The following is a 17,176-nucleotide window of genomic DNA, read 5'->3' as shown; positions in this document are numbered from 1 at the left end:
CCGGCGCCGTGCGCGCCGTCAGGCGCGGCGCGTGAACCGCAAATAGACAGAGATATAAGGAATCGTTGCGGATCGAGGTCTCCGGCAAGCGTTGATGAACGCGCCGACCACCAGGCCCGTTGTCTCATGACGCCGCGTCGGCTATAAAGGGCCCATCGATCGAGCCCCCTTACGTTCGATCTTCACCTTTCCCCCTCCCGGAGACTCCATGCCCGACCTCGCCACCGCCCAGCAATTCCTGATGACCCGCGGCCTCGACTTCGGCCTCAACCTTCTCGCCGCGATCGTGTTGTGGTTCATCGGCCGCTGGGCGATCCGCATCGGCACGCGCCTGCTCGGCAAGGTCGTACGCCGCAGCGGCAAGGTCGACCCGACGCTCACCGACTACCTGACCTCCGTCGTCGGCGTGCTGCTGACGATCCTGCTGATCCTCGCGATCCTGCAGATCTTCGGCGTGCAGACGACCTCGTTCGCCGCGCTGCTCGCCGGCCTCGGCCTCGCGATCGGCACGGCCTGGGGCGGCCTGCTCGCGCACTTCGCCGCCGGCGTGTTCATGCAGGTGCTGCGCCCGTTCAAGATCGGCGACGTGATCAGCGCAGGCGGCGTCACGGGTACGGTGAAGGAGCTCGGCCTGTTCGGCACGACGATCGTCACCGCCGACAACATCGTGACGATCGTCGGCAACAACAAGATCTTCTCGGACAACATCGCGAACTACAGCGCAACGTCGCACCGCCGCGTCGACCTAACCGCGAAGATCGCGAACGGCGTCGACGCGGTCGACGCGATCAATCGCCTGAAGACGTCGATCCAGCAGATCCCGAACGTGCTGACCGACCCGGCGCCGGACGTCGGCGTGCTGCAGTTCACGCCGGAAGGCCCGCTGCTGTTCGTGCGCCCGTCCACGGCACCCGAGAACTACTGGCAGGTGTACTGCGATACCAACCGCGTGATCATCGAGACGTTCCGCGACGCGCAATACCCGACGCCCGAAACGCCGCTCTTGCATCGCAACGCGTAACGGCGGCGCCGGACGAAAAAAAAGCGTGGCAATTCAAATTGCCGCGCTTTTTTTGCACCGAAAAGGAAGCGAAGCGCCCCGCTCAGCGCCCACCCGTCTTCTGCGCATGGTCCGACCGCCGCCCGCGCACGAGCTTCCATACCGCGCCGAGCGCGACCGGCACGATCGCCGCGCCGATGCCGACCAGCACGATCACGTTCAGGTACTGGCGGACGAACGGGATGTTGCCGAAGAAATAGCCGAGCAGCACGAGCAGCAGCACCCAGACCAGCGCGCCGATCACGTTGAAGAGCTGGAAGCGCGTGGCGCTCATCGACGACGCACCCGCGACGAACGGCGCGAACGTACGCACGACCGGGATGAAACGCGCGAGCACGATCGTCTTGCCGCCGTGCTTGTCGTAGAACGAGTGGGTCTTCTGCAGCGCGGCGCGATCGAGGAAGCGCTCGAGCACCGGGATATGGGTATTGAATACCTTCGGGCCGACCCAGCGGCCGATCAGGTAGTTCACGGTGTTGCCGGAGATCGCCGCGACGAGCAGCAGCACGATCAGCGCGCCGACGTTCATTTCGCCTGTCGCCGCGAACGCGCCGCCGATGAACAGCAGCGAATCGCCGGGCAGGAACGGGAACACGACGAGCCCCGTCTCGCAGAACACGATCAGGAACAGGACGAGATAGACCCATGCGCCGTACTGCCGGATGAAATCGCCGAGGAATGCGTCGATATGCAGGACAAGGTTGACGAAATGAAGCAGCGTATCCAAATGCGATTCCTCGAAGGCGAAAGGGCGAAAGGGCCGGAATGGTCGAAAAGGCGGAAGCACCCGCCGGCCAAGGCGGCGCGCGCGACGGAGCCATCATACCGAAACTACCTTAAGGCTCCGTGAAAAAACGTAACCGCCGGTCGCCCCGGCACGCATCCGCCGCCTCGCTATAATTCGGCCATGTCCGATATCACCGAAACGGCCGCGGGCGCCGCGCCCGCCCCTGCTCCGCGCCCGCTGCGCGCGATCCAGCCCCTGCCCGACCAGCTGATCAGCCAGATCGCCGCGGGCGAGGTCGTCGAACGCCCGGCGTCGGTCGTCAAGGAACTGCTCGAGAATGCAATGGATGCCGGCGCGACGACGCTGCGCATCGTGCTGGAAGAAGGCGGCGTCAAGCGCATCTCGATCACCGACGACGGTTGCGGGATTCCGCCCGACGAGCTGGCGCTCGCGCTGATGCGCCATGCCACCAGCAAGATCCGCTCGCTCGAGGAGCTCGAGGCGGTCGCGACGCTCGGGTTCCGCGGCGAAGCGCTCGCGTCGATCGCATCGGTCGCCGAGATGTCGATCACGAGCCGGACCACCGACGCCGCGCATGCAATGAAGATCGATGCGCAGACAGGCGTGCTGTCACCGGCCGCCGGCTCGACCGGCACGACGATCGAGGTGCGCGAGCTGTACTTCAACACGCCCGCGCGGCGCAAGTTCCTGAAGAGCGAGCAGACCGAGTTCGGCCACTGCCTGGAAATGATCCGCCGCGCGGCACTCGCGCGGCCGGACGTCGCGATCTCGGTGCTGCACAACGGCAAGGCCGTCGAGCACTGGAATGCGACCGAGCCCGCGCAGCGCGTCGCGAAGATCCTCGGCGACAGCTTCGCGACCGCGCACCTGCCGCTCGACGAGCAGGCCGGCCCGCTCGCCGTCTACGGCTGCGCGGGCCTGCCGACCGCGAGCCGCGGGCGCGCCGACCAGCAGTATTTCTTCGTCAACGGCCGCTTCGTGCGCGACAAGCTGCTGACACATGCGGTGCGCGCGGCCTACGAGGACGTGCTGCACGGCGACCGCTACCCGTCGTACGTGCTGTTCCTCGACCTGCCGCCCGAAGCCGTCGACGTGAACGTGCATCCGTCGAAGATCGAGGTGCGCTTTCGCGATTCGCGCTCGATCCACCAGTACGTGTTCCACGCGGTCCAGCGCGCGCTCGCGCGCCACGCGGGCGCGTCGCCGGAAACCACCGCGGGCGGTCACGCCGCGCATATCGAGCCTGCGCCGCGCGGACCCGCATCGTTCCTGGACACGCCGCTCGGCCAGGGCCACGGCCAGGCCACCGGCGGCAGCGGCTTCTCGTCGCCGTCGTCATCGTCGGCGGGCAACACCTGGATGCGCCAGGCGCGGATGACGCAGGGCACGCTGCCCGTCGCGCAGCCGCTCGCGCTCTACGATGCGCTGTTCGGCCGCAAGGACAGCGGCGCTGGCACGCCGGACGGCACGACCACCGTCGCCCGCGATTCGGCCGACGCGCCGGGTGCGCCGCTGCCGGGCTTCACTGCGTCGCCGATCGCCGCCACCGCGCACGACGAGCAGCCGCTCGGCTTCGCGCTCGGCCAGATCCACGGCATCTACGTGCTCGCACAGAACGCGCACGGGCTCGTGATCGTCGACATGCACGCGGCCCACGAGCGGATACTGTACGAACAGTTCAAGAACGCGCTCACCGATCGCTCGGTCGCCGTGCAGTCGCTGCTGCTGCCGGTGTCGATGACGGCCACGCCGGTCGAGATCGGCACGGTCGAGGAAGAACGCGACACGCTCGAATCGCTCGGCTTCGATCTCGCGGTGCTGTCGCCGACGACGCTCGCGATCCGCGCGGTGCCGGCGCTGCTGAAGGATGCCGACCTGCAGTCGCTCGCGCGCGCGGTGCTCGCCGACCTGCATGCGTTCGGCGGCTCGCGCGTGCTCACCGAGCGCCAGCACGAACTGCTCGGCACGCTCGCGTGCCACCACGCGGTGCGCGCGAACCGGCGCCTGACGCTCGACGAGATGAACGCGCTGCTGCGCCAGATGGAAGCGACCGAGCGCGCGGACCAATGCAATCATGGCCGTCCGACCTGGTATCAGCTCACGCTGAACGATCTCGACCGTCTCTTCATGCGCGGGCAATGAGCGCTCCTTCGCAGTCCACCCCGACGACGATCGCCTGCCTGCTCGGCCCCACCGCTTCGGGCAAGACGGCCGCGGCGCTGGCGCTCGCCGCGCGCCGCCCGATCGAGATCGTCAGCGTCGATTCGGCGCTCGTCTACCGCGACATGGATATCGGCACCGCGAAGCCGACTCGCGAAGAACGCGCGAGCGTGCCGCATCACCTGATCGACATCATTGACCCGGCCGACGCGTATTCGGCCGCGGAATTCCGCGCGGATGCGCTGCGCCTGATCGGCGAGATCGCCGCGCGCGGTCGCACGCCGCTGCTCGCCGGCGGCACGATGCTGTACTACAAGGCGCTGACGCAGGGGCTCAACGACCTGCCGGGCGCCGATCCGGACGTGCGCGCGCAGCTCGACGCCGACGCCGCGCGCGACGGCTGGCCCGCGCTGCACGCGCGGCTCGCGCAGGTCGATCCCGACACGGCCGCGCGGCTCGCGCCGAACGATTCGCAGCGGATCCAGCGCGCGCTCGAAATCTTCATGCTGAGCGGGCAGCCGATGTCGGCGCTGCTCGCCGCGCCGCGGCGCGCGGACGATGCGGCCGCCGCGTACCGCTTCGTGCCGGTCGCGCTCGAACCGTCGGATCGCGCGGTACTGCACGCACGCATCGCGCAGCGCTTCGACGCGATGCTCGACGCGGGCTTCATCGACGAAGTCGAACGGCTGCGCCGTCGCGACGATCTCCATCCCGACCTGCCGTCGATGCGCTGCGTCGGCTATCGGCAGGCGTGGGAATTCCTCGACGGCGACACCGACTACCGGACGATGCGCGACAAGGGCATCTTCGCGACGCGCCAGCTGTGCAAGCGCCAGCTCACCTGGCTGCGCGCGATGCCGGAACGGATCGTCGTCGACTGCATCGCGCCGGACTCGACGGCCCGCGCGCTCGACGCGCTCGAACGCGTACTCGACGGCCGCGCGCCGGGCTGAGCGGGCCGCCGGCAGCCCGCGTCAGCCGCGCCGGCGCGCTGCCAGATGCGCTCGGGCGCCATCGACGATCAGCGCGACGCCGCGCTCGAACGCTTCGTCGCCGCCGCGCTCGCGCAGCGCGGCCCAGCCCTTCGCGAGCAGCGGATACTCGGCCGCGTCCGGCAGCGGCGCATCGGCCTCACCGTCCTGCTCTGCCTGTTCCTCCAGCACCCATCCGACCACGAAGCGGCCGAGCGCATACATCACGTCGACCGCTTCATCCGGCGCGAAGCCCGCTTCGCCGAGCAGCGCGACCTTGCGTTCGATCGAACCGAAATGCAGCGCACGCGGCCGCGTACCGGCATGCAGGCGCGCGCCGTCGCGATAGGCGAGCAGCGCGTGGCGGAAACTGCGCGCGTTGTGGGCAAGCCACGCATCCCACGCTTCGCCAGGCCGCGGCAGCGACGCGCCGTGGCGCTCGAGCATGATCGCTTCGGCCATCGCGTCGAGCAGCTCGGCCTTGTTCTTGAAATGCCAGTAAAGCGTCGGCGACTGCACGCCGAGCCGCTCGGCGAGCCGCCTCGTCGACAGCCCGTCGATACCGACTTCATCAAGCAGTTCGAGCGCCGCGCGCAATACCGTGTCGCGCGTCAATCGCGCCCCTGTGTCCTTCATCTCTATCACCGATAGGGAAACTATGGAATAATCGCCACTCTATCATCGATAGAGTCACCCCCTTGAATCCGTCCCTGATTGCCATCCTGGCCACGGTCCTGCTCGATGCGATCGGCGTCGGGATCGTGATGCCGATCCTGCCCGGCCTGCTGCGCTCGCTCGCCGGCGCGGGCAGCACCGACACGCACTACGGCGTATTGCTCGCGCTGTACGCGTTCGCGCAGTTCCTGTGCGCGCCGCTGCTCGGCGCGCTGAGCGACCGCTTCGGCCGTCGGCCCGTGCTGCTTGCGTCGCTCGCGGGCGCCGCGCTCGACTACCTGCTGATGGCGCTCGCGCCGACGCTTGCCTGGCTTTACGCGGGGCGGCTGATCGCGGGCATCACGGGCGCGAACGTGGCGGTCGCGACCGCGTACGTCACCGACGTCACGGCCGAACCCGACCGCGCACGGCGCTTCGGCCAGCTCGGCGCGATGATGGGCATCGGCTTCATCGCAGGCCCGCTGATCGGCGGGCTGCTCGGCGCGCTGCACCTGCGCGCGCCGTTCGTCGCGGCCGCGCTGCTCAATGCGCTGAATCTCGTGCTCGTATGGCGCGCGCTGCCGGAATCGCGGCCGCGCTCGGCCCGCGCAGGCCGCGCGGTCGCCGCGCTCAACCCGTTCGCGAGCCTGCGCCGGCTGAGCGGCGCACCCGCGCTCGTGCCGCTGATCGGCATCTACGTGATCGTCGCGCTGGTATCGCAGGCGCCCGCGACGCTGTGGATCCTGTACGGCCAAGAACATTTCGGCTGGTCGACGCCGATCGCGGGGCTGTCGCTCGCGGGCTACGGCGCGTGCCATGCGCTCGCGCAGGCGTTCGCGATCGGGCCGCTGATCGCGCGGCTCGGCGAGCGTCGCGCGCTCGCGCTGGGGCTCGCGGGCGACGCGCTCGGGCTCGCGGTGATCGCGTTCGCGACCGCCGCATGGGTGCCGTTCACGCTGCTGCCGCTGTTCGCGGCGGGCGGCATGACGCTGCCGGCGCTGCAGGCGATGCTCGCGCGGCAGGTCGACGATGCGCGCCAGGGCGAACTGCAGGGCACGCTCGCGAGCGTGGCCAGCCTGATCGGCGTGGCGGGCCCGTTGGTCGTCACCGCGACCTATGCGGCGACGCGCGCGACGTGGCCGGGGCTCGTATGGGCTGCCGCCGCGCTGCTCTATCTGCTCGTGCCGCCGTTGCTGGCCGGCACGCGGCCGGCGGGCGCACCGCGGCCGTCCGCCTGAGCGGCGACAGGCGCCGCCGTACGCATCGCCGCGCTCAGTGCGCGAGCGTCACGAGATTTGCATCGCGCACGAGCTGCCAGCGGCCGCCGGCCTTGCGGAAGATCGTCAGCGTATGGCCCGAGCGGCGGATCGTTTCGCCGCCCGGCGGCGTCGCGTCGATCTCGAGGAAATTGCGCATGTACGCCCAGTCGCCGATCACGCGCAGCTCGTCGATCCGATAGCGGCCGTCGACCTTCGGTGCGTGCTCCGCACCCGCGTTCGCTTCACGCGACGCGGCCGCGAACGCCGCCTTGTCGAACGGCGGCTTGCCGGCCACCATGAAGATCGCGTCGTCGGCGATCAGGTCGAGCACGGTCGCCAGATCGCCGCGCCGGCTCGACACGAACCAGTTTTCCACGAGCTCGCGGATCGCATGTTCGTCTTCGGTCATCGTCGTCCCTCCTTCATCGGCGCCACCCGCGGCACCCGAAAAAAAACCGCCCGGATCGACTCCGGGCGGCTTTTCTTGCTGCATCTGCTGCTGGTGGCGCGTCAGACCACGACCGTCTGCGCCTCGCCTTCGCGGGTCGCACGCACGGTGCCGATCTTCCACACCTGTTCGCCGGCGGCGGTCAGGTCGGCGATCGCTGCATCGGCATCGGCCGCCGCGACGATCACGGCCATGCCGATCCCGCAGTTGAACACGCGGTGCATTTCCGCGTCGGCGACGCCGCCGTGCTCCTGCAGCCACTTGAACAGCGGCGGCAGCGGCCACGCGTTCTGGTCGAGCTCGGCCGTGAGGCCTTCGCGCAGCACGCGCGGAATGTTCTCGACGAGGCCGCCGCCCGTGATGTGCGCCATGCCCTTCACCGACAGCTTCTGCATCAGCGCGAGCAGCGGCTTCACGTAGATGCGCGTGGGTGCCATCAGCGCGTCGGCGAGCGAGCGGCCGTGGAAATCGGCCGACAGGTCGGGGTTCGCGCGCTCGATGATCTTGCGCACGAGCGAGAAGCCGTTCGAGTGGATGCCGCTCGATGCGAGGCCCAGCACCACGTCGCCTTCGGCGATCGTGCTGCCGTCGATGATCTTGCTCTTCTCGACCGCGCCGACCGCAAAGCCGGCCAGGTCGTATTCGCCGTCCGGGTACATGCCCGGCATTTCGGCCGTTTCACCGCCGATCAGCGCGCAGCCCGACAGTTCGCAGCCCTGAGCGATGCCCTTGACGACCGTCGCGGCCGTGTCGACGTCGAGCTTGCCGCACGCGAAGTAGTCGAGGAAGAACAGCGGCTCGGCGCCCTGCACGAGGATGTCGTTCACGCTCATCGCGACCAGATCCTGGCCGACGGTGTCGTGTTTGTTCAGATGAAACGCCAGCTTGAGCTTGGTGCCCACGCCGTCGGTGCCCGACACGAGCACGGGCTCGCGATACTTCTTCGGCACCTCGAACAGCGCGCCGAACCCGCCGATGCCGCCGAGCACGCCGTCGCGCAGGGTTTTCTTCGCAAAAGGCTTGATCTTGTCGATGAGCGCGTCGCCAGCGTCGATGTCGACGCCTGCGTCGCGATAGGACAGACCCTGAGCGTCGGGAGCAGATTTCGGAGGATTCATGGGGGAATGCGAGAAGGTCGGTAAAATGCGATTTTACCCGAAGCCGGCCCGTTGGCCGGAATTCCCAGCACCGAATCGTCAGGGATTGCATCTTGGTCAACACGTCCCCGTTTTCATCGCCCAGCGAGCCGCGCCGAAACCGGCGCGCCGCCGTGCGTGCGGTCGCGCGTGCAGCCCATGGAGCCGCGGTCCCCGGCGCGTGCCCGGCGTACGGCACGCGTATTCTCAACCGACCCGCATTGTGACTGTGTCCCGTCAACTGACGCTCGATCTCGGCACGCCGCCGCCCGCCACGTTCGACAACTTCATCATGAGCGAGGAGAACGACGAGCTCGTCACGCGGCTGCAGAAGCTCGACCTCGCGCTCGCGGCGGGCCCCGTGCCGGACCGGTCGTTCTACATCTGGGGCGAGCCCGGCAGCGGCCGCAGCCACCTGCTGCAGGCGCTCGTGAGCGATGCATCGTACGGCTATGCGCGCTACCTGACGCCGCAGAGCCCGCTCGGCGCGTTCACGTTCGACCCGCGCATCGGCATCTACGCGATCGACGACTGCGACCGGATGACCGACACGCAGCAGGTCGCGCTGTTCAACCTGTTCAACGAAGTCCGCGCGCATCCGTCGAGCGCGTTCGTCGCGGCAGGCCCCGCGGCGCCGCTCGCGCTCGACGTGCGAGAGGATCTGCGCACGCGCCTCGGCTGGGGGCTCGTGTTCCACCTGTCGCCGCCGTCCGACGCCGGCAAGATCGCGGTGCTCAAGCTCGCGGCGAAGGAGCGCGGGATCGCGCTCACCGACGACATCGCCGCCTACCTGCTGACCCATTTCCGCCGCGACATGCCGAGCCTGATGGCGCTGCTCGACGCGCTTGACCGCTTCTCGCTCGAACAGAAACGCGCCGTCACGCTGCCGCTGCTGCGCCGCATGCTCGCGCGTCCCGGCGACGACATCACACCACCGGGCACGGGCCCGAACCGCTTCGAGTAAAATGCGCTTCCATGACTAATCTGGCACTCTTTGACCTCGATCACACGCTGATCCCGACCGATAGCGACCACGAATGGGGCCGCTTCATGGTGAAGCTCGGCATCGTCGACGCGGAAAGCTTCTCGCGTCAGAACGATCAGTTCTTCGCCGACTACAAGGCCGGCAAGCTCGACATCCACGCGTACCTGACGGCGATGCTCACGCCGCTCGCGAAATATTCGCGCGCGCAGCTCGCCGAATGGCACGAGCAGTACATGCACGAGGTGATCCGGCCCGCGATGACGCCCGCCGCGCTCGAACTCGTGCGCAAGCACCTCGACGCGGGCGACCTGTGCTGCGTCGTGACGGCGACCAACGAATTCATCACGCGCCCGATCGCGACCGCGTTCGGCGTCGATACGCTGATCGCATGCGAGGTCGAAACGACCGACGGGCATCCCGATTCGCCGTACACGGGCCGGCCGACCGGCACGCCGAGCTATCGCGAAGGCAAGATCGTGCGTACCGAAGCATGGCTCGCGTCGCTGGGCAAGCACTGGGACGACTTCGCGCACAGCTACTTCTACAGCGACTCGCACAACGACATCCCGCTGCTCGAGAAAGTCACCGACCCGATCGCGACCAACCCTGACGACACGCTGCGTGCGCATGCAAGCACCCGCGGCTGGCGTATCCTCGATTTATTCTGAACGTCGTGATCAAAAAATTCATCCGCAAGCTGCTCGGCCAGGACGAAGCCCAGCAAACGCCCCCCGAAGCGGCTCAGGCCGACGAAGCGGCCCCTGCTGCCCCACGCCCCACGAAAAGCGCACGCGGCGGCGCGAAGAAGCCGCGCAGCAACCATGAGCCGACCGTCGTGCCGGCCAGCGTGCACCAGATCGATCCGTCGCTGATCTCGAGGAATGCCGTGCGCGTGACCGACACGCTGCAGCAGGCAGGCTTTCGCGCGTTCATCGTCGGCGGCGCGGTTCGCGACCTGCTGCTCGGCATCGCGCCGAAGGACTTCGACGTCGCGACCGACGCGACGCCGACCGAGGTGCAGCGCCTGTTCCGCCGCGCGCGCCTGATCGGTCGCCGCTTCCAGATCGTCCACGTGCAGTTCGGCCAGGAACTGATCGAGGTGTCGACGTTCCGCGCGCTGGTCGACGCGCCGCCCGAGGCTGCCCCGTCGGCCGAGCCGCCGAGGCGCCTGAAGCGCGACGAACTCGATCGCCACACGCACGCGGTCGACGCGAGCGGCCGCGTGCTGCGCGACAACGTGTGGGGCGAGCAGCATGAAGATGCCGCGCGCCGCGACTTCACGATCAACGCGATGTACTACGACCCGTCGACGCAGACGGTGCTCGACTACCACGACGGGATGGCCGACATGCGCGCCCGCCTGCTGCGGATGATCGGCGACCCGGCCACGCGTTTCCGCGAGGATCCGGTGCGGATGCTGCGCGTCGTGCGCTTCGCGGCGAAGCTCGGCTTCGAGATCGAGCCGCATACGCGCGAGCCGATCAACGCGCTGGCCGACCTGATCAACAACGTGCCGGCCGCGCGCCTGTTCGACGAAATGCTGAAGCTGCTGCTGTCGGGCCATGCGCTCGCGTGCCTGAAGCAGTTGCGCAAGGAAGGCCTGCACCACGGGCTGCTGCCGCTCCTCGACGTCGTGCTCGAACAGCCGCAGGGCGAGAAGTTCATCACGCTCGCGCTGAACAACACCGACGCGCGCGTACGCGCCGGCAAGACGGTATCGCCCGGCTTCCTGTTCGCGACGCTGCTGTGGCACGACATGCGCCAGCGCTTCGAGCAATACACGGCCGAAGGCGAGATTCCGGTGCCGGCGCTCCATCGCGCGATGGACGACGTGATCGACATGCAGACCGAGAAACTCGCGATCCACAAGCGCTATTCGGCCGACATGCGCGAGATCTGGGGCCTGCAGTTGCGCCTCGAGAAACGCTCGGGCCGCAGCGCGATGCGGCTGCTGGAACACCAAAGGTTTAGAGCGGGGTATGATTTCCTCCTGTTACGCTGCGAATCCGGCGAGCTCGATGCGGATGTCGGACAGTGGTGGACGGATTTCATCGAAGGCGACGCGGCTGCCCGCGAGGCATTGCTCACGCAGGGCGGCTCGAAGGAAAAATCGCCCCGCAAGCGGCGCCGCCGCGGCGGCGCGCGAAACCGCAAGCCGGGTGAAGGTGCTGCCGAGCAGGCACCGGACACCGCGGGCGGTTCCGACGACTGACGCACGCGCCGGCGAACGACGTAGGAAGTGATGCCATGACGGTTGCATATATCGGACTGGGGGCGAATCTCGGCGATGCGCGCCAGACCCTGAAGGACGCGGTGGTGTGCCTCGCACAGCAGCGCACCATCTCGATCCTCGGCAAATCGAGCCTGTATCGCACGGCGCCGTTCGAAGCGGGCGGCGACGACTACTACAACTGCGCCGTCAAGCTCGACACGACGCTGTCTGCCCGCGAGCTGCTCGCGCTCTGCCAGAAGATCGAACATCACTTCGGGCGCGAGCGCCCGTATCGCAACGCGCCGCGCACGCTCGACCTCGACATCCTGCTGTTCGGCGCCGACTCGATCGACGAACCCGACCTGATCGTCCCGCACCCGCGCCTCACCGACCGCGCATTCGCGCTCGTGCCGCTCGTCGAGATCGAGCCGGCACTCGACATCCCCGCGCGCGGCCGCGCCGATGCGTTCCTCGCCGCCGTCGCGGACCAGCGCGTCGAAAAGGTACAGACTTGCCAGTGCCTGATGCAGAAGGCGCTCGCGGCCGGCGACGACACCGACAAGAACCGCTGCCGATGAACCCCACTCCGCTGACCGTCACCGCCCCCGACCTGCGCGCCCCGCACCGCTATCTCGTGATCGAAGGCCCGATCGGCGTCGGCAAGACGACGCTCGCGCGCCTGCTCGCCGAGCGCTGGTCGATGCAGACGCTGCTCGAACGCCCGCAGGACAACCCGTTCCTCGAACGCTTCTATCGCGACACCGCGCGCTACGCGCTGCCCGTGCAGCTGTCGTTCGCGCTGCAGCGCGCGCAGCAGGCGCGCGAGCTGGTCGGCGCGCTGGAAACGGGCCGACCCGTCGTCGCCGATTTCATGCCGCAGAAGAACGACATCTTCGCGCGGTTGAACCTGCCGGAAGACGAATGGCAGCTCTATCGGTCGATCGCGACGCACGTGGACGTGCCGCAGGCGCCGTCGCCCGACCTCGTCGTCTATCTGCAGGCGAGCCCCGAAGTGCTGTTCTCGCGCATCCAGAAGCGCGGGCTGCCGATGGAACTGCAGATCAGCGACACGTACCTGCGCTCGCTCGTCGACGCGTACAACGAATTCTTCTACCACTACGACCGCACGCCGGTGCTGACGGTCGCTGCGGAACACCTGAACCCGCTGGATTCCCCCGAAGATCTTGCGCTGCTGATCGAGCGCATCGAGACGATGCGCGGCCGCAAGGAATTCTTCGTCAAGGGCGAGACGACGCTCTGACGCGTCCCGCCTGTCGTTCTTCACCCATCGAACCGAATTTCCCATGACCTATCTCCAGGAATCGAGCCGGCCTGCCGTGACGGTGCCCAAGCTGCAGGCAATGCGCGACGCCGGCGATAAGATCGCGATGCTCACGTGCTACGACGCGAGCTTTGCCGCACTGCTCGATCGCGCGGGCGCCGACGTGCTGCTGATCGGCGATTCGCTCGGCAACGTGCTGCAGGGCCATACGACCACGCTGCCCGTCACGCTCGACGACATCGCGTATCACACGGCCTGCGTCGCACGCGCGCAGCCGCGCGCGCTGATCATGGCCGACCTGCCGTTCGGCACGTACGGCACGCCGTCCGACGCATTCGCGAGCGCCGTCAAGCTGATGCGCGCGGGCGCGCAGATGATCAAGCTCGAAGGCGGCGAATGGCTCGCCGATACGATCCGCTTCCTCGTCGAGCGCGCGGTGCCCGTGTGTGCGCACGTGGGTCTCACGCCGCAATCGGTGCACGCGTTCGGCGGCTTCAAGGTGCAGGGCAAGACCGAGGCCGGCGCTGCGCAACTGCTGCGCGATGCGCGCGCGGTCGAAGCGGCCGGCGCGCAGGTCGTCCTGCTCGAGGCCGTGCCGACCCTCGTCGGGGCCGAGGTCACGCACATGCTGCGCGTTCCGACGATCGGCATCGGCGCGGGCGCGGACTGCTCGGGGCAGGTGCTCGTGCTGCACGACATGCTCGGGATCTTCCCCGGCAAGCGGCCGCGCTTCGTGAAGGATTTCATGCAGGGCCAGCCGAACATCCAGGCGGCGGTCGAAGCGTACGTGCGCGCGGTGAAGGACGGTTCGTTCCCCGGTCCGGAACATTCGTTCTGACGTGTACGGCCGGCGGCGCGTTCGCCGGCACCCGGATATGAAAAAAGCGCGGCGCCCTTTGCGGGGCGCCGCGCTTTTTGTTGGTCGCTGCATCGATGAAAAGCGTCGCGGCACCGGCATGAGCGCGGTGTGCGATCCATCGCTTCGTTACTTCAATACCGCGTCGAGCGCGCCGCGCAGCGCGTTGGTCAGCAGCAGCGCCTGCGCGCGCGCAAGATCGTCGCAGGTCACGACGCGCTCCGCCGCACCGAACGCACGGTCATCGAGCAGCACGCCGCGCATCACGCCCGGTAGCACGCCGCACGCCAGCGGCGGCGTCACCCACTGGCCGTCGAGTTTCACGAACAGGTTCGAGCGCCCGCCCTCCGTCACCTCGCCGCGCTCGTTGACGAACAGCATGTCGAAGCCGCCGAGCGCCTCCGCCGCCTGCCACGCGCGGTCGTATTCGGCGCGGCGCGTCGTCTTGTGCAGCAGCAGCGCATCGCTCGCGCGGGTCGGCGCGAACCCGTGCGCGGACGCCAGCAGCACGCCGACCGGCCCCGCCGGCAGCGGCTTGAGCGGGGCCGCGACGATCTCGACCGTGCCGTCCTTCGCGAGCGAGAGCTTCATCCGGTAAGGCCCGTCGCCGTCGAGCGCCGCGCAGCGCGCGTCGATCTCGCGGCGCAACGCATCGGCGTCGAAGCGGAAGCCGAGCGCATCCGCGCTGCGCTGCAGCCGCGCGAGATGACGATCGAGATGCCGGATGCCGTCCGCACGCGTGGCGGCGGTCGTTTCGAACAACTGGAAGCCGGGATCGGCGTCCGTCAGGAATCGCGCTTTCAATTCGCACTCCGCATATTCGTCGGCCGCGACGCTGTCGAGCACGATGCCCGCGCCGACGCCCATCGTGCCGCGGCGCCGGTCGGCGGTTGCGGTTGCCGTTGCCGGATCGCGTGTTTCTTCGGTAGCGGCGGCGGCCGCACCGTCTCCAGCCGCGCCTTCGACGGTAGCAGCCAGCGTCAGCGTGCGGATCGCGACCGACAGACAGAAATCGCCGCAACCGGCCGCGCGATTGCCGCGCGCATCGGAACCGGCGCCGTCCTGCGGCGCATCGAGCCAGCCGATCGCACCCGTATAGAGCCCGCGCGGCGTCGACTCGATCGTGTCGATCAACTGCATCGTCATGTGCTTCGGCGCGCCCGTGATCGATCCGCACGGAAACAGCGCACGCAGCATCTGCGCGAACGTCGTGCCGTCGCGCCAGCCGGCCTCGACCGTCGACGTCATCTGCCACACCGACGCATACGGCTCGACGGAGAACAGCGCCGGCACGCGGACCGTACCGGTGCGCGCGATCCGCGACACGTCGTTGCGCAGCAGGTCGACGATCATCACGTTCTCCGCGCGGTTCTTCGGATCGCTCGCGAGGAACGCGGCAGCTGCCGCATCTTCGCTGGGATCGGCCGAACGCGGCGCGGTGCCCTTCATCGGCCGCGCGCGCAGCACGTCGCCGTGCTTCTCGACGAACAGTTCCGGCGAGCACGACACGACCCACGCGCCGCCCGGCAGCGCGATCAGCGCGCCATAACGCACGGGCTGGCGCGCGCGCAGCCGCCGGTACAGCGCGAGCGGCGTGCCGAATACGTCGAAATTCAGCCGGTACGTGTAGTTGATCTGGTACGAATCGCCCGCGCGCAGCGCGTCGTGCACCGCGGCGATCGCCGCGTCGAACGCGTCGCGCGACACGCTCTTCGCGACATGCGCGACGCCCGCGATCGACGGCGAACCGCCGCCGTCCTGCTGCGCGAGCCACGCGTCGACTTCGTCGCGCGACAAGCGCTCGCAGCGCGCATACAGCAAAAAGCGCAGCGGGGCATCGCCCGGCTGCGCTCGTTGCAGGTTGCGTCCGAATTCGTAATCGCCGACGACCACCGCATGCAGCCCGTCGCGCAGGTCCTGCGCCACCGCCGCGTCGATTTCGTCGAGCCGCGCCGGATCCGTGCACACGCGTTCGTGCACGAAGCCGGAATACAAGCGACTCGACCGCGCGGACGCGGTCGAGTCGCAATCGTCCAAGAGCGCGAACGACGCGCTCTCGCTGCCTTCAGTCATGCCGTTACTCGAAGAAGCTCTTCACACGGTCGAACCAGCTCTTGCTCTGCGGGCTGTGACGCGCGCCGCCCTCGGCCAGCGACTTCTCGAACTGCTTGAGCAGGTCGCGCTGTTGGTCGGTCAGCTTCACGGGCGTCTCGACCTGCACGTGCACGTACAGATCGCCCGCGATGCTCGAACGCAGCCCCTTGATGCCCTTGCCGCGCAGGCGGAACGTCTTGCCCGACTGCGTGCCTTCCGGCACCGGGAACGACGCACGGCCGGCCAGCGTCGGCACCTCGATCTCGCCGCCGAGCGCGGCGGTCGTAAACGGGATCGGCATCTGGCAGTGGAGATCGTCGCCGTCGCGCTCGAACACCGAGTGCGGCTTGATGTGGATCTCGACGTACAGGTCGCCCGGCGGCCCGCCGTTGATGCCCGGCTCGCCGTTGCCGGCCGAGCGGATCCGCATCCCGTCGTCGATCCCGGCCGGGATCTTCACTTCGAGCGTCTTGGTTTCCTTCACCTTGCCCGACCCGTGGCAGTGCACGCACGGCTCAGGGATATAGGTGCCCGTGCCATGGCACTTCGGGCAGGTCTGCTGGATGCTGAAGAAGCCCTGCGACATGCGCACCGTGCCCTGGCCGTGACAGGTCGGGCAGGTTTCCGGCTTCGTGCCGGGCTTCGCGCCCGACCCGTGACAGACCTCGCACGACACCCAGCTCGGCACGCGGATCTGCGTGTCGTAGCCGTGCGCGGCCTGCTCGAGCGTGATTTCCATGCTGTAGCGCAGGTCGGCGCCGCGGTACACCTGCGGGCCGCCGCGGCCGCCGCGCGCGGCGCCGCCCGCGGCCTGGCCGAAGATATCGCCGAAGATGTCGCCGAATGCATCCGCGAAGCCGCCGAAGCCCTGTGCGCCCGCACCGCCCATGTTCGGATCGACGCCCGCGTGGCCGTACTGGTCGTACGCGGCCCGCTTCTGGCTGTCCGACAGCATTTCATAGGCCTCCTTCACCTCCTTGAAATGCTCTTCCGCATCCTTGCTGTCCGGATTGCGGTCAGGGTGATACTTCATCGCAAGCTTGCGATATGCCTTCTTGATTTCGTCGTCGCCCGCATTCTTCGCGACGCCCAGAACCTCGTAGTAATCCCGTTTCGCCATATCGATTCACTGTGCCGCCACGCATCGCGCACGCGGCGGCTCCTTTCGCCCGCAGTAAAGTCTCTCGACTCGTCTGGCGCTGCGCCCGTCCGCGGACGGCTCGCGCAGCACCCGCCAAAAAACAAATGTGCCCGGAGGGCCGCGAAGCCCGCCAGGCGTGGAGTCGATCCGGCCATCCGGAAGGAAAGACA

16 protein-coding genes are annotated in these 17,176 nt (G+C 68.4%); 10 read left to right on the top strand and 6 right to left on the bottom strand.

Annotation, left to right across the window (positions count from 1 at the left end):
• The first annotated feature begins 208 nt into the window (after positions 1 to 208).
• Positions 209 to 1,021 (top strand): mechanosensitive ion channel family protein, encoded by an 813-nt coding sequence (locus tag MRS60_RS03585; protein ID WP_034182810.1) that lies wholly within the window; start codon positions 209 to 211, stop codon positions 1,019 to 1,021.
• An 82-nt stretch (positions 1,022 to 1,103) separates the two neighbouring features.
• Here MRS60_RS03585 and MRS60_RS03580 read toward each other — a convergent pair whose 3' ends face one another.
• Positions 1,104 to 1,787, bottom strand: a complete 684-nt coding sequence (locus tag MRS60_RS03580; RefSeq protein ID WP_034182809.1) for a DedA family protein — start codon at positions 1,785 to 1,787, stop codon at positions 1,104 to 1,106.
• Positions 1,788 to 1,967: 180 nt separating this feature from the next.
• On the opposite strand from MRS60_RS03580, the gene mutL reads away from it, so the two are divergent.
• A complete protein-coding gene (gene mutL, locus MRS60_RS03575) occupies positions 1,968 to 3,950 on the top strand; it encodes a DNA mismatch repair endonuclease MutL (RefSeq protein WP_243565216.1) in 1,983 nt (660 codons plus the stop codon).
• On the top strand, positions 3,947 to 4,921 hold the full coding sequence (miaA, locus tag MRS60_RS03570) for a tRNA (adenosine(37)-N6)-dimethylallyltransferase MiaA (protein WP_034182807.1): 975 nt from the start codon (positions 3,947 to 3,949) through the stop codon (positions 4,919 to 4,921). The genes mutL and miaA overlap by 4 nt, the downstream gene beginning before the upstream one ends.
• A 21-nt stretch (positions 4,922 to 4,942) precedes the next feature.
• Here miaA and tetR read toward each other — a convergent pair whose 3' ends face one another.
• Positions 4,943 to 5,575, bottom strand: a complete 633-nt coding sequence (gene tetR, locus MRS60_RS03565; RefSeq protein WP_034182806.1) for a tetracycline resistance transcriptional repressor TetR — start codon at positions 5,573 to 5,575, stop codon at positions 4,943 to 4,945.
• 62 nt (positions 5,576 to 5,637) lie between these two features.
• Here tetR and tet(64) point away from each other — a divergent pair, with 62 nt between their 5' ends.
• On the top strand, positions 5,638 to 6,831 hold the full coding sequence (gene tet(64) / locus MRS60_RS03560; protein WP_243565215.1) for a tetracycline efflux MFS transporter Tet(64): 1,194 nt from the start codon (positions 5,638 to 5,640) through the stop codon (positions 6,829 to 6,831).
• Positions 6,832 to 6,865: 34 nt separating this feature from the next.
• Here tet(64) and MRS60_RS03555 read toward each other — a convergent pair whose 3' ends face one another.
• Positions 6,866 to 7,261 (bottom strand): YybH family protein, encoded by a 396-nt coding sequence (locus tag MRS60_RS03555; protein WP_034183413.1) that lies wholly within the window; start codon positions 7,259 to 7,261, stop codon positions 6,866 to 6,868.
• Between the two features lie 101 nt (positions 7,262 to 7,362).
• Positions 7,363 to 8,418: a phosphoribosylformylglycinamidine cyclo-ligase gene (purM, locus tag MRS60_RS03550; RefSeq protein WP_034182804.1), complete on the bottom strand. Its 1,056-nt coding sequence runs from the start codon at positions 8,416 to 8,418 to the stop codon at positions 7,363 to 7,365.
• A 241-nt stretch (positions 8,419 to 8,659) separates the two neighbouring features.
• On the opposite strand from purM, the gene hda reads away from it, so the two are divergent.
• The 6 genes from hda to panB are packed head-to-tail and all read left to right on the top strand — an operon-like array spanning position 8,660 to position 13,753.
• Positions 8,660 to 9,400: a DnaA regulatory inactivator Hda gene (hda, locus tag MRS60_RS03545; RefSeq protein WP_279388899.1), complete on the top strand. Its 741-nt coding sequence runs from the start codon at positions 8,660 to 8,662 to the stop codon at positions 9,398 to 9,400.
• 11 nt (positions 9,401 to 9,411) lie between these two features.
• Positions 9,412 to 10,089 (top strand): HAD family hydrolase, encoded by a 678-nt coding sequence (locus MRS60_RS03540; protein WP_034182802.1) that lies wholly within the window; start codon positions 9,412 to 9,414, stop codon positions 10,087 to 10,089.
• 5 nt (positions 10,090 to 10,094) lie between these two features.
• Positions 10,095 to 11,633: a polynucleotide adenylyltransferase PcnB gene (gene pcnB, locus MRS60_RS03535; protein WP_243565214.1), complete on the top strand. Its 1,539-nt coding sequence runs from the start codon at positions 10,095 to 10,097 to the stop codon at positions 11,631 to 11,633.
• 35 nt (positions 11,634 to 11,668) lie between these two features.
• Positions 11,669 to 12,211: a 2-amino-4-hydroxy-6-hydroxymethyldihydropteridine diphosphokinase gene (gene folK, locus MRS60_RS03530; protein WP_034182800.1), complete on the top strand. Its 543-nt coding sequence runs from the start codon at positions 11,669 to 11,671 to the stop codon at positions 12,209 to 12,211.
• Complete coding sequence (locus tag MRS60_RS03525) at positions 12,208 to 12,894, top strand: deoxynucleoside kinase (protein WP_034182799.1); 687 nt, start codon at positions 12,208 to 12,210, stop codon at positions 12,892 to 12,894. Before folK ends, MRS60_RS03525 begins: the two co-directional genes overlap by 4 nt.
• Positions 12,895 to 12,937: 43 nt before the next feature.
• Complete coding sequence (gene panB / locus MRS60_RS03520; protein ID WP_034182798.1) at positions 12,938 to 13,753, top strand: 3-methyl-2-oxobutanoate hydroxymethyltransferase; 816 nt, start codon at positions 12,938 to 12,940, stop codon at positions 13,751 to 13,753.
• Positions 13,754 to 13,900: 147 nt separating this feature from the next.
• Here the strand turns inward: panB and MRS60_RS03515 are convergent, their stop codons facing one another.
• Entirely contained in the window at positions 13,901 to 15,844 is a 1,944-nt protein-coding gene (locus MRS60_RS03515) for a chorismate-binding protein (RefSeq protein ID WP_243565213.1), read from the bottom strand.
• Positions 15,845 to 15,848: 4 nt separating this feature from the next.
• Positions 15,849 to 16,985: a molecular chaperone DnaJ gene (gene dnaJ / locus MRS60_RS03510; protein ID WP_034182796.1), complete on the bottom strand. Its 1,137-nt coding sequence runs from the start codon at positions 16,983 to 16,985 to the stop codon at positions 15,849 to 15,851.
• Positions 16,986 to 17,176 lie beyond the last annotated feature (191 nt).

Source organism: Burkholderia pyrrocinia, assembly GCF_022809715.1.
Classification (GTDB): Bacteria; Pseudomonadota; Gammaproteobacteria; order Burkholderiales; family Burkholderiaceae; genus Burkholderia; species Burkholderia pyrrocinia_C.
This window is presented reverse-complemented; position numbering and strand designations above follow the sequence as displayed.